This window comes from Sphingomonas sp. MMS24-J45 (assembly GCF_044881195.1).
Classification (GTDB): domain Bacteria; phylum Pseudomonadota; class Alphaproteobacteria; order Sphingomonadales; family Sphingomonadaceae; genus Sphingomonas.
Map to the genome: position 1 here is coordinate 1,332,679 of NZ_CP173255.1, position 11,768 is coordinate 1,344,446.

The 11,768-nt window shown below is 65.7% G+C and carries 11 protein-coding genes; 3 read left to right on the top strand and 8 right to left on the bottom strand.

What is annotated here, in order from left to right; genetic code table 11:
- Positions 1–53: 53 nt before the first annotated feature.
- Positions 54–2,480 carry a TonB-dependent receptor gene (locus AB5I39_RS06765; RefSeq protein ID WP_404372806.1) on the bottom strand — a complete coding sequence of 809 codons (2,427 nt, stop codon included), beginning with the start codon at positions 2,478–2,480 and terminating at the stop codon, positions 54–56.
- Between the two features lie 103 nt (positions 2,481–2,583).
- Positions 2,584–3,660: a Gfo/Idh/MocA family protein gene (locus tag AB5I39_RS06770; RefSeq protein WP_404372809.1), complete on the bottom strand. Its 1,077-nt coding sequence runs from the start codon at positions 3,658–3,660 to the stop codon at positions 2,584–2,586.
- Between the two features lie 36 nt (positions 3,661–3,696).
- On the opposite strand from AB5I39_RS06770, the gene AB5I39_RS06775 reads away from it, so the two are divergent.
- Both AB5I39_RS06775 and AB5I39_RS06780 read left to right on the top strand, forming a co-directional pair.
- Complete coding sequence (locus tag AB5I39_RS06775) at positions 3,697–4,605, top strand: aldo/keto reductase family oxidoreductase (RefSeq protein WP_404372812.1); 909 nt, start codon at positions 3,697–3,699, stop codon at positions 4,603–4,605.
- The gene (locus AB5I39_RS06780) at positions 4,602–5,687 is read left to right on the top strand and encodes an LLM class flavin-dependent oxidoreductase (protein WP_404372814.1); all 1,086 of its coding nucleotides are present in this window, start codon (positions 4,602–4,604) and stop codon (positions 5,685–5,687) included. The genes AB5I39_RS06775 and AB5I39_RS06780 overlap by 4 nt, the downstream gene beginning before the upstream one ends.
- 4 nt (positions 5,688–5,691) lie before the next feature.
- Here the strand turns inward: AB5I39_RS06780 and AB5I39_RS06785 are convergent, their stop codons facing one another.
- Positions 5,692–6,744: an oxidoreductase gene (locus tag AB5I39_RS06785; protein ID WP_404372817.1), complete on the bottom strand. Its 1,053-nt coding sequence runs from the start codon at positions 6,742–6,744 to the stop codon at positions 5,692–5,694.
- Between the two features lie 201 nt (positions 6,745–6,945).
- On the opposite strand from AB5I39_RS06785, the gene AB5I39_RS06790 reads away from it, so the two are divergent.
- Entirely contained in the window at positions 6,946–7,500 is a 555-nt protein-coding gene (locus tag AB5I39_RS06790) for a c-type cytochrome (RefSeq protein ID WP_404372819.1), read from the top strand.
- A 58-nt stretch (positions 7,501–7,558) separates the two neighbouring features.
- Here the strand turns inward: AB5I39_RS06790 and AB5I39_RS06795 are convergent, their stop codons facing one another.
- Genes AB5I39_RS06795 through chlG form a run of 5 tightly spaced genes read right to left on the bottom strand, consistent with a single transcriptional unit; the run spans position 7,559 to position 11,763 of the window.
- Positions 7,559–7,774 carry a hypothetical protein gene (locus AB5I39_RS06795; RefSeq protein ID WP_404372821.1) on the bottom strand — a complete coding sequence of 72 codons (216 nt, stop codon included), beginning with the start codon at positions 7,772–7,774 and terminating at the stop codon, positions 7,559–7,561.
- 44 nt (positions 7,775–7,818) lie between these two features.
- Positions 7,819–8,316: a TspO/MBR family protein gene (locus AB5I39_RS06800; RefSeq protein WP_404372823.1), complete on the bottom strand. Its 498-nt coding sequence runs from the start codon at positions 8,314–8,316 to the stop codon at positions 7,819–7,821.
- Between the two features lie 2 nt (positions 8,317–8,318).
- The gene (locus AB5I39_RS06805) at positions 8,319–9,521 is read right to left on the bottom strand and encodes a geranylgeranyl diphosphate reductase (RefSeq protein ID WP_404372826.1); all 1,203 of its coding nucleotides are present in this window, start codon (positions 9,519–9,521) and stop codon (positions 8,319–8,321) included.
- Positions 9,518–10,843 carry a BCD family MFS transporter gene (locus tag AB5I39_RS06810; RefSeq protein ID WP_404372829.1) on the bottom strand — a complete coding sequence of 442 codons (1,326 nt, stop codon included), beginning with the start codon at positions 10,841–10,843 and terminating at the stop codon, positions 9,518–9,520. The genes AB5I39_RS06805 and AB5I39_RS06810 overlap by 4 nt, the downstream gene beginning before the upstream one ends.
- Entirely contained in the window at positions 10,840–11,763 is a 924-nt protein-coding gene (gene chlG, locus AB5I39_RS06815) for a chlorophyll synthase ChlG (protein ID WP_404372833.1), read from the bottom strand. Before chlG ends, AB5I39_RS06810 begins: the two co-directional genes overlap by 4 nt.
- Between the last annotated feature and the right edge of the window lie 5 nt (positions 11,764–11,768).

Genomic DNA, 11,768 nt, shown 5'->3' on the forward strand with positions numbered 1-11,768 from the left:
GCACAAAAAGGGCCCGCTCCTCGCGTTGGCGAGGAGCGGGCTTCGGTCAAGGATCAGAAGTTCACGCGCCCCGTCACCCCGAAGTAGCGGTCGGCATCGCGCGGGATTTGATAGCGATACGCGCCGCTCGGCCCGCCATTGGCGATCGTCGCGGCGAAGCTCTGGTCGAACAGGTTCCGCACCGTGAAGGTTAGCTTGTAATGATCGGCCTTGTCCATGATCGACGCCGACAGGTTGACCAGCGCATAGCCGCCGATCGTGCCCGCCGCGCGGACGATCGGATCCGGGGTGAAGATCGACAGCTGGCTCGACTGATACGATGTCTGCGCGCCCAGCGAGAAATCGACCGCGCCGTTGGTGCGCACCCGGTAATCGGCCGAGATGTCACCCTTCCACTTCGGCGCGAAGCCGAGCGGCGTGCCCGTGGGGATGATGTCGTTCGGCGTGCGCACCGGCGGCGGGTTGAACGCATCGACATGCGCGTCGGTATAGGCGAGACCACCCGAGAAGTTCAGATCGCGGATCGGGCGGAAGGTGAAGTCGAGTTCGCCGCCGCGCGTCGACACCTTACCCGCATTGGTGAAGCGGGTGATGACGGTGGTGACGCCGTTGATGACCAGCGTGTCCGGGTTGTTCGCCTGGAAATTGAAATATTGCGCGTAATAGGCCGCGAGGTTCAGCGTCAGCTTGCCCCCGAACAGCGTGTTCTTCAGACCCACTTCGAACGCGTTCGACGTTTCGGGCTCCAGCGCCTTGGCGCCGGTCGGCTGCAGGTTGAAGAACAGGTTGAAGGCCGGCCCCTTATAGCCGCGCGTATAGCTGGCATAAGCGGTCGAGCCGCGCGTGATGTCGTATTGGACACCCGCCTTGCCCGAGAAATTGTCGGCCACGGTGCGCGCGGTGTAGGGGATGCCGTTCGCTGCGGCAGGATTGCCGTTCGACGTCGGCGAGGTGCGCGAATTGAACACGCCCTGGTCGAGCGGCGGCTGCGACGCGAGGTTGCCCGGGCTGGTCACGCGCGAGAAGGTCGCGTCGAGCTGATCGTGCGTATAGCGCACGCCGCCGATGAAGCGGAAGTTGTCGGCGACATTGAGCGTGCCTTGCGCGAACACGGCAAGGTTCTTGAACACCGAACCGTAATCGGCGCGGCCGAAGGCGGTGGTGGTCGGCCCGGCGAGATTGCTTGAGCACGGCGTCAATACGCCGGCCGGCAGGACTGCGCCGACCGCTGCCGAGCAGAAGGCATTGTCACGCTGGAAGATGCGGCGCGTCGCGGTGCGCGAATAGAAGCCGCCGATGACGTAATCGATCAGCTCCTTGCCGGGCGACGTGAGGCGGAGTTCCTGGCTGAACGTGTCGCCGGTCTGCGGGCCGGTGTCGTGCGATTGCGTGACGCCAATATACGCCTGCGGATAGAAATCGCCGTCGCGAATCTCGTTATTGGCGAAGTTGCGATAGGCGGTGATCGAGGTCACCGTCTGCGTTCCGACTGTGATGTCGGCCTGGCCCGAGAAGCCATAGCCCGTTTCGATCGTGCGCGTGACGAGGTTTTGGTTGATGCGGCGCGTCTCATTGCCCTGCAGCGTCGGCAGCACGGTCTGGATCAGCGCGAGGTTGGTGGTGTTGACCGCACCCGTCGCGGTCAGCGGCACGCCGCCGATCACTTCGGCGCAGCAATCGTCGTTATTGTGATGATAGTCGCCGATCAGCGTCAGCTTCACGAACGCGCTGGCATCGGCCTCGATGATCGAGCGCACGCCATAATGTTCGTAGCCGTTGACGCGCCGGTTCACGTTCGGCGCGATGTTAAAAATGTTGCCGTCATATTTGTCGTAAAACGCGGTCGTGCGCGTGCGGATCGATTCCGACAGCGGCAAATCGATCGCGCCGCGCGCGCGATACTCCATGCCGTTGCTGAAATAGACGCTGCCCTCGGCATAGCCGCCGATAGTGCGACCGGGACGCTTCGACACGATGTTGATCACGCCCGCGCTGGCATTCTTGCCGAATAGCGTGCCCTGCGGACCGCGCAGCACTTCCATACGATCGATATCGACGAGATCGGTGAAGGCTTCCGCCGCGCGGCTGAGCACGACGCCGTCGAGCACGGTCGACACGGTTGGTTCGACCGCGATCGAGAAAGAGGTGGTGCCGATGCCGCGCAGGAACAGCGCCTGGTTGAGCGCGGTGCCCGCCTTCACGAAGTTGAGCGCTGGCACGACATATTGCGCGCCTTCAAGGCTGGTGCGCCCCTGCGACGAAATCACGTCGCCCGAGACGACCGTGACGGCAAGCGGTACGTTCTGCAGCCGCTCCGAGCGCTTCTGCGCGGTGACGATGATGTCGCCGGGGTTCGCATCATCGGCAGCGGCAGGCTCGGCGGCCGGAGCGGGTGCGGGCGAAGCGGTCTGCGCGAACGCGGGTGTGGCGGCCAACAATGCGAGCGACGCGGCGCCCGACAAAAATACAGTCTTGGTCATAAACCCCTCCTTGAAACGATAATCCCATCTGATTGATGGATATTGTTATCGACGTCTTTCTGACAGCGTAATCAGGCTTGTCAGCGCTAAAGCAATGCTTGGTTCAAAAACCCAGTTCGGCCATCTCCACCACGCGGTGTTCACGCGCGCTGATCTCGGCGGCGGTGCCAATTGCGACCGCCATCATCCCGTCGTGCGCGGTAACCTCGACCGGCCCCTGCCCGCGCACCGCCGCGTTGAAGCGCTGATGTTCGTAGAAGGTCGAGCCGTGATGGCTGCCGGCGTTGAGCGCGGTCTCGTCGGTATGGACGACGCGCCGGGTGACCTGCTTCGGATTGCGGAACCCCACGCGCGGCGAATGGACCAGCGCGCCTTCCGGGATCAGTACGTCGAGCCGCGCCTCGCTGCCGACGGCGGTGATTTCTTCCTGATTTTCCGCGCCATCGGCGAACATCGACAGATCGAGCATCGCGCGCACGCCATTCGCGAAATCGACGGTGGTGTAGCTATTGTCGATGATGTCGGGCCGCTCCCCGCCATAATTTTCGTCTAAATGGTTCACGTCCATCGCGCCCGAACAATAAACGCGCACCGCCTCGCTCTGCGTGATCAGCCGCATCAGATCGAAGAAATGGCAGCATTTCTCGACCATCGTGCCGCCGGTGTTGCGGTTGAAGCGATTCCAGTCCGCGACCTTGACCAGGAACGGGAAGCGATGCTCGCGGATCGACAGCATCTGCAAGCGGCCGATCTTGCCGCCATGAATGTCGGCGATGAATTCGGCGGCGGGCGGCATGTAGCGATATTCCATCGCGGTCCAGAACACCTTGTCGCTCTGCGCGGCGCGATCGACGATCCAGCGGCAATCCTCGATCGTCGTCGCCAGCGGCTTTTCGCACAGGATGTGGAGGCCCGCATCAAACAGCGGCTCCAGCACGGCACGATGGGTGAAATTGGGGCTTGCGACGATCACCGCATCGCACAGGCCGCTCTTGGCGAGCGCCTCGACCGAATCAAACGCGGTCGCCTGATCGGCACGATCGCCAAGCGCACTTTTCGCCCAGGAGAGCGATCCTTCCGCGGGATCAGCCAGCGCCGTCACCACCGCGCCGGGCGTGATCTCCAGGTTGGTCAAATGCTCGACACCCATCATTCCGGTGCCAACCAGGCCGTATCGCACTTGCTCTCCCACGATCTTCTTCTCTATATGACAACGATGTCTGAAATCACACTTACACCCGAAATGCGCCCGCTCGGCAAGAGCGGAATCATGGTCAGTCCGATTGCGTGGGGGATGTGGCGATTCGGCCACGCCTCGCCGACCGAGGGTCGCGCGCTGATCGACGCGGCATTCGATGCGGGTGTCACGCTGTTCGACACGGCCGACATCTATGGCTTCGACGGGTCGGGCGGGTTCGGCGATGCGGAAGCGCTGCTCGGCCGCATCTTCGCCGATGCGCCCGAATTGCGGACGCGCATGGTGCTGGCGACCAAGGGCGGCATCACCCCGCCGGTGCCGTATGATTCGGGGCGCGATTATCTGATGGCGGCGCTCGAAGCGTCGCTCAAGCGGCTGCAGGTCGAACAAGTCGATCTCTACCAAATCCACCGCCCCGATATCCTTGCGCACCCGCAGGAAGTGGCACGCACGCTCGAAGAGATGGTCACCTCGGGCAAGGTTCGCGCGGTCGGCGTGTCGAACTATACCGTGCCGCAGACGCAAGCGATCAGCGCGCTGCTGACGATCCCGCTGGCGAGCGTTCAGCCCGAATTCTCGGCGCTCGCGCTCGATCCGATCACCGACGGCCTGCTCGACCTGACGATGGAGCGCGACGTGGCGGTGCTCGCCTGGTCGCCGCTCGGCGGCGGACGGATCGGCGCACCCGAGGACGATCGCTCGAAGGCGGTCGCGGCGGCGCTCGACGTCGTGGCCAATGCTGCCGGCGTATCGCGCGCGGCGGCGGCCTATGCCTGGATCATGGCGCATCCCGCGCGCGCCATTCCGATCGTCGGCACGCAGAATGTCGCGCGGATCGGGGAAATTGCCGACGTGTTCAAGGTCCGCTTCACACGCCAGAGCTGGTATGACGTGCTGGTCGCCTCGCGCGGGGAGCGCCTGCCATGAGCATTACGACACCCGCGCTTCCGCCCTGCGAAGTCAGCTGGTTCTCGGCGCTGTGCGACGACGATTACGAATTTCTCGGCGTGCCCGACGCGAAGCTGAAGTCGAGCTGGGAGCATTGCCGCGATATCGTGCTGCAGGCCGAAAGCGGCGGGTTCGACAATATCCTGCTGCCCTCGGGCTATCAGCTCGGCATCGACACCACCGCCTTTGCCGCGGCGATCGCGCCGATGCTGAAGCGCATGGCGTTGCTGATGGCGGTGCGCGTCGGCGAATCCTGGCCGCCGCAGCTCGCGCGCCAGATCGCGACGATCGACCGGCTGCTCGGTGGCCGCCTGACAGTCAACATCATCTCGTCCGACATGCCCGGCGAAACCTTGGCCAGCGCCCCGCGCTATGCCCGCACGGTCGAGGCGATGCACATCCTCAAGACCCTGCTCAACGGCGAAAGCCTCGACCATGATGGGGAGTTCTGGAAGCTGAAGGTCGATCCGCCGCGCATCGGCACGGTTTCCGGCAAGGCACCGCCTCTGTATTTCGGCGGCCTGTCACCCGACGCGCGCGAGGCAGCGGCCAAGGGCTGCGACGTGTTCCTGATGTGGCCCGACAAGCAGGATGTGGTCGCCGAGATCATCGCCGACATGACCGCGCGCGCCGCCAAATATGGCCGGACGCTGAAGTTCGGGTATCGCGCGCACGTGATCGTCCGCGATACGGAAGCCGAGGCGCGCACCGCTGCCGATCGCTTGCTGTCCAAGCTCGACGCCGCAGAGGGTGCTGCGATCCGCGCGAAATCGTTAGATTCGCAATCGGCCGGGGTCGCGGCGCAAGCTGCGTTGCGCGAAAGCGCGGCGGATGACGGCTATGCTGAACCGCATCTGTGGACCGGCGTCGGGCGGGCGCGCTCGGGCTGTGGTGCGGCAATCGTCGGCGATCCCGATCAGGTGCTCGCCAAGCTCAACGCCTATCGCGCGATGGGGATCGAGGCGTTCATCCTCTCGGGCTATCCGCACGCCGCCGAGGCTGACCTGTTCGCGCGTCACGTGTTGCCGCACATCGACCACGGCCCATTGCCGCGCGGCTGAGCCGTCAGGCAAGCGGCAGGCGTCGCCCCTCGGCGGCGCTGCGCCGGGCAAGCGCGACCAGTTCCATCACCGCCTGCGCCTCGCGCGCGGGGACGGGTGCTGGCGCGCCACCCGTGATCGCGGCGACGACGCCGGCATAATATTCGCGCCAGTCGCCGCGCACGCCGGGAACGGTGCGCGCGCTGCCATCGGCTTTAGTCAGCACCCCATACGCCTCTGGCGCTTCCTTGCCGAACTCAGGCGTGCTTGGCGGCTGCCCCGCGCGCAGCACTGCCTCCTGCGGATCGATACCATATTTCACAAAGCTGCCGCCCGTACCGTACAGCGCGAAGCGCGGGCGCGGCTGTGCGAGCAGGGTCGCCGCGGACACGATCACGCGGCAGCTGCCATAGAAGAGCGTCACCTCGAAATAGTCCTCGGTCGCCGCCCCGGCGCGCTGCGTCGCGAGATCGGCCGACACCGCCTCGGGCGTGCCGAACAGTTGCAGCGCCTGGTCGAGCAAATGCGGCCCGAGATCGTTGAGCAGCCCCGCCCCCTGTGTCTCGCGCCAGCCAAGCTTGATTGCGGGGCGGAACCGGTCCCAGCGCAGCTCGGCCAGCGCAATGTCACCGAGGTCACCGCCCGTCAGTACCTGCTGCACGGTCAGAAAATCGGCGTCCCAACGACGGTTATGAAACGCCGACAACATCAGCCCGCGCGCCTCTGCCAGTGCGATCAGCGCCGCACCATCGGCAGGATCGGTTACGAACGGTTTGTCGATGACGACATGCTTGCCCGCCGCCAGCGCCTGGCGGGCGAGCGGCGCGTGAAGATGGTCCGGCGTGGCGATCACCACCAGATCGACATCGGCATGCCCGAGCAGCGCATCCGCATCGGCAAGGACCTGCACCCCCGGCCAATCGCGCGCCACCGCTTCGCCCCGCGAGGTAACCACATGGGTCAGGCGCAACCCAGCGACCACACCGATCAAGGGCGCATGAAACGACGCGCCCGCAAGCCCGTACCCGATCAATCCGACGCGAATCATAAGGACGACATAGCGCGGGCTTGGCTGCATTGCCCATAGCCTGGGTCAAAAGCACGCGGATGCGAACGGTGACGTGGTGTTTCCGCTACTCAGATCCGCAGCGCCGTGCTCGCTTGAAATAGAGCGCTTTTCCCTGTCGTTACGACCGCGCCAATTCTTGTGGACAGTGAGGGCACGATAATGCGAAATGTGCGTTCGGGAGATAGTCGAAGACCCTAAAGGAGTTGGATGATGCAAGTAGGATCGATCACGCGTTTCAGCCGAGTGAGCTTTGGGGTTGCCTGCGCCGCCCTCGCACTCGCGGCGTGCGCGAAGAAGGCCGACAACGAAGAAGCAAGCACCACGACGACGACCACCACTGCGGCCACGACCAACGAGGCCGCGCCGGCCGCTGCCCCCGCCGCAGCCCCGGCTGCTGCTACCGCAGTTGCCGCCGATAACACCGACACCGTCGCGGGCGTGAAGTTCGCCTCCTACACCGGCGATGCCAAGAAGGGCGAAGCCGACTTCATCACCTGCAAGACCTGCCACGCGGTTGAAGCGGGCGTGAACAAGATCGGCCCGTCGTTGCACGGTGTCGTGGGCCGCAAGGCTGGCGAGATCGCCGGCTACACCTATTCGGCCGCCAACAAGAACAGCGGCATTACCTGGACCGAAGAGAAGCTGTTCCAGTATCTGGAAAACCCGCAGCGCGTCGTTCCGGGCACGAAAATGAGCTTCGCTGGCTGGCCCAACGACCCGCAGAAGCGCGCGGACGTGATCGCGTACCTGAAGACTCAGTCGTAAGCCTTTTCGACCGACACTTACCGAGGGGCCCGGCAGCGATGCCGGGCCCTTTTGGTATTTAGCGTCGCGGTCGCCGGGCAATGTCGGCGAGATGTGCCGGGAACGACGCCGCCAGCGCCAGCGCGATCCACGGCCAGCCCGCCCCCGTCAGCGCCGCCCGCAGCGCCAGCATCATCAGCGCGCCCGGAACCAGGCGCAACGCGGCATCGCCACTGCGCCATCCGCGCAGACGCGTCAGGATCACCCACTCCGCCGCCATGATCGCCAGGATCAAGTCGACGGCATGGCCCTGCCCGAACAGCCAGGTCGCAATGCCGGTCAGCCGAACGGACCGTTGAGCTTCACGATCATCATCGTGTGATACCCGGCGAAGGTGACGCACGCGAGGTACGGCAGCAGGAGCAGACCGGCTGCGGTCGAACGCGGCCACACGATATAAATCCACAGCATGATCGCCATCCACAAGGGCACGATGCAGGCCAGTGCCCAATCCGGACGATGGACGTGGAAGAACAGCAGGCTCCACAGGATGTTCAGGAACCCGGACAAGGCAAACAGGCCAACGATCCAGTCCCCGCGTTGCCGGGTCGGCATCGCCCGCCAGCCTGTGATCGCAGCCAGCCCCGTGAAGAGATAAATCAGCGTCCAGGCAATGCTGTAACCTATTTCGGGCGGGGCCCAACGCGGCTGCACCAGCGTGGCGTACCACGGCCCCATCTCGGTGATGGTCGTGCCCATGCCCGCAACCGCGATCGCCGCGAACCCGCCGATCAGGACCGGCAACCCCCAGGAACGATGCGGAACCGGTGCCTTCACCTTCACGCCTCGGCGAGCCCCAGCAGGTGCCGGACGTCCTTGATGAAGATGCGCAAATGCGCGACCGGCTTCGATCGCACCAGCCGCTTGTTCATGTACGCATCCCATGTCAGGCGCTGCACGTCGGGGTCTTCGCAGATCTTGACGAAGCGTTCGCGGCGCTTGTCGCTGGAATACCAGAAATATTGCATGATCCCGAGGATCCAGAACACCCGGCCATGTTCGCGCATGAAGCGCTTTCGCGCGGTCTTGAGCGCAGACGCCTTGCCGGTCGCGAGGAATTCCGTCACCGCCTCCGCTGCCAGTCGCCCGCCGACCATCGCATAGTAAATGCCTTCGCCCGAGGCCGGCGCGACCACGCCCGCGGCATCGCCCGCGACGACCAGATCGCGGCCATTGTCCCAGCGTTTCAACGGCTTCAGCGGAATCGGCGCGCCTTCGCGGCGGATCGTGTCGCAGGCATCGAGCCCGGTCTGCGCGCGCACCGCGGCGACGGCGTCGCGCAAGTCGAAGCCCTTGTTGGCGCTGCCCACGCCGATGCTCGCCTGGTCGCCATGCGGGAAGACCCAGGCGTAGAAATCGGGCGAATGCTTGCCCTGGTAGAAGACGTCGCAGCGCGCCCGGTCGAAATCGGCCGAACTGCCCGCGGGCGGCGAGGCGACGATCTCGTGATAGGCGAACACGCACGGCACGCGGTCCGCGCCCCTCAGTTCCGCCCGCGCCACATCCGATCGTGCGCCATCCGCGCCGATCACGCTGCGCGCGGAAACGCGCTGCTCGGGCGCGCCACGCGCCTCGCGATAGACGATGATCGCAGTGCCATCCGCATCGCGTTCGATCCGCTCGAACATCCCGGTACGCCGTTCGGCGCCGGCGAGCGCCGCGCGGGCGCGGAGCCATTCGTCGAACGTCTCGCGATCGACCAGTCCGACGAAGCCGCCCTTGCCATCAGCGCTGACCGGCATGTCGACCGTCTTACCCGTAGGAGCGATCATCCGCGCAAGCGTCGCCTTGCCGACCAGCAGATGGTCGGGAATCGCGAAATCCTCGATCGCGCGCGGCGGAATGGCGCCGCCGCACGGCTTGATCCGCCCGGCCCGGTCGAGCAACAGGACATGACGCCCGGCGCGGGCGAGATCGGTGGCAGCGGTCGCGCCCGAAGGCCCGCCGCCGACGACGACACAATCGAAGTGCGGCTGTTTCATATCGTGACCTCCCGACCCAGCAGAGACGCGCGCGGCGGCGCACTACGCAGACACAAAGCAGCGGCGGCGAGGAACAGCAGCGCCTCCGCCCCGAACACCAGCATGAACGTCTCGGGCAGGCTGCCCGTCAGCGCGCGCCCGGCATCGACCGAAACCGCGCCGGTCAACCCGCCGGTTCCGAAGGCAATGGCTTGTGCAGCACCCCACACGCCCATGCGGATCCCTTCGCGATTGGGGCCACCAGCACCCGCCAGCGCCATCATCGTCCCGATCGCGGCGACCGCGAACACGCCATTGGCAAAGCCGAGCACGAAGATGTTGCCGATGATCGGCCACCCCGCCCCGATCCGCGCCGCCATCGCGAGGCCGGTTAGCGCCAGCGCGGAGCCGATGCACCCGCCGACGATCCAGCGCTGTAACCCGCTCGCGCGCCCGGCTGCCGTTCCCCGTTTTGAAAAAGCGCTGCCGCCGATCCCGACCAGGATCATGCCGAGCAGCACGCCGCCATGCTGCACGCTCGAAATCTGTGTCGATTGGCCCGGCGTCATGCCGAAGCGCAGGCCGGTAAAGGGTTCGAGGATCAGATCCTGCATCGAATAGGCGAGCATCGACAGGAAAACGAAGATCGTGAAGCGGCGCGCATCGCTGTCGCTCCACAGTTCGACCAGCGCCGCGCCAAAGGCCAAAGCGGGCGCGTCGCGTGCCTCCACGGCCGCAACACCACGCCCTTCCACGCCCCAGATCGCGAGCGCGGAAACAAAGAACGCCGCTGTCGCGACCCCGCCGACCACCGCGGCCAGTCGGCCGAAGCTGAACGGATCGACCCACTTGCCCGCAACCGCCGCCGATACGACGATCCCGGCGATCATCATGATCCACGTGATCGATGCGGCCGCCGCGCGCCGTTCGGGCGCGACGCGCGTTGCAAGCAAGGCGAGCAGCGACGTTCCCGCCGCGCCGACGCCCGCGCCGATCATCGAGAAAGCAAGGATTGCGGCAGCATAGCCCAGCCACGGTGTCGCCGACAGCAAGCCCACCGCCTGCACCGCGAGCATCGCCCCGCCCGCCAGCACCGCCATCCCGCCGATGATCCACGGTGTCCGCCGCCGTCCGCTGTCCGACCCATGGCCCCAGACGGGGCGCGAGAGCTGCACCGCATAATGCCACGCCACCAGTCCGGCGGGCAGCGCGGCCGGGAGTGCATATTCGACCACCATCACGCGGTTGAGCAGCGAGGTCGCGAGCATCACGATCGACCCGATCGCGCTCTGCACGAGGCCCAGCCGGACGATGCCGAACCAGCCGAGCGGCGTGCGCGTCATAGCCCGAGCACTCCGCCGAGACCAAAGGCGGAGGCCAACATGCCGAGCACGTACAGGCTGGTCCCCGTCGCATTGTACCACGGGGTCTCCTTGAGCGGATCGCGCAGCAGGCGCGGCATCAGCGCCAATTGGGCCACGAGCAACACCGCGACCACGCCAGCGACCAGCATGTGACCCCAGCTCAAAAGCAACGCGACCACCACGAACTGCGGCACCGCCATCACGACGCACGCGATCCGCGCCGCGCGATCCACGCCAAGCGTCGCGGGGAGCGAGCGGATGCCCATCGCGCGATCACCATCCACCGCCTTGAAGTCGTTGAGCGTCATGATGCCGAATGCGCCTGCACTATACAGTGCCAGGATGATCAGCACCGGTGCCGGTGGCAACGCGCCCGCCATCACGCTCGCGCCCGTGAACCAGGTCAATCCTTCATAGGTGAGCGCGACAGCGGCAGGACCCCAGAGGCCGCTGGTCTTCAACCGGAAGGGCGGCGCGCTATAGGCCCAGGCGAAGGACAGCGCGACCAGCGTCGCAGCGAACACCCATGTTCCGATGAATGCGGCAAGCGCCGCCGACGCCACCGTCCCGATGATCGCGATCCACAGCCCCCAATGGCCCGCAATACGGCCCGACGGGATCGGACGGTTGGGTTCATTGATCGCATCGACATGCCGGTCGAACCAGTCGTTCACCGCCTGGCTCGTCCCGCACACCAGCGGGCCGACCAACAACACGCCCGCGACCAGGAAGGGCCAGCGCGTTTCGACCGGCACGCCGGAGGAAACGGTGCCGCAGAAAAACGCCCAGATCGGCGGAAACCAGGTGATCGGCTTGAGGAGTTCGGTGATGTCGCGCAGTTTCGGAAGCGGAACTGCCGTGGGCGCCGGTTTCGTCGAAGGAGTCGTCACGCGTGCCATGCTGC

Bases quoted from the DNA above. Each gene is read 5' to 3' on its own strand.
- AB5I39_RS06765 (WP_404372806.1), bottom strand. From the start codon at position 2,480: ATGACCAAGACTGTATTTTTGTCGGGCGCCGCGTCGCTCGCATTGTTG.
- AB5I39_RS06775 (WP_404372812.1), top strand. From the start codon at position 3,697: ATGTCTGAAATCACACTTACACCCGAAATGCGCCCGCTCGGCAAGAGC.
- AB5I39_RS06780 (WP_404372814.1), top strand. From the start codon at position 4,602: ATGAGCATTACGACACCCGCGCTTCCGCCCTGCGAAGTCAGCTGGTTC.
- AB5I39_RS06785 (WP_404372817.1), bottom strand. From the start codon at position 6,744: ATGCAGCCAAGCCCGCGCTATGTCGTCCTTATGATTCGCGTCGGATTG.
- AB5I39_RS06790 (WP_404372819.1), top strand. From the start codon at position 6,946: ATGCAAGTAGGATCGATCACGCGTTTCAGCCGAGTGAGCTTTGGGGTT.
- AB5I39_RS06805 (WP_404372826.1), bottom strand. From the start codon at position 9,521: ATGAAACAGCCGCACTTCGATTGTGTCGTCGTCGGCGGCGGGCCTTCG.
- AB5I39_RS06810 (WP_404372829.1), bottom strand. From the start codon at position 10,843: ATGACGCGCACGCCGCTCGGCTGGTTCGGCATCGTCCGGCTGGGCCTC.
- chlG (WP_404372833.1), bottom strand. From the start codon at position 11,763: ATGGCACGCGTGACGACTCCTTCGACGAAACCGGCGCCCACGGCAGTT.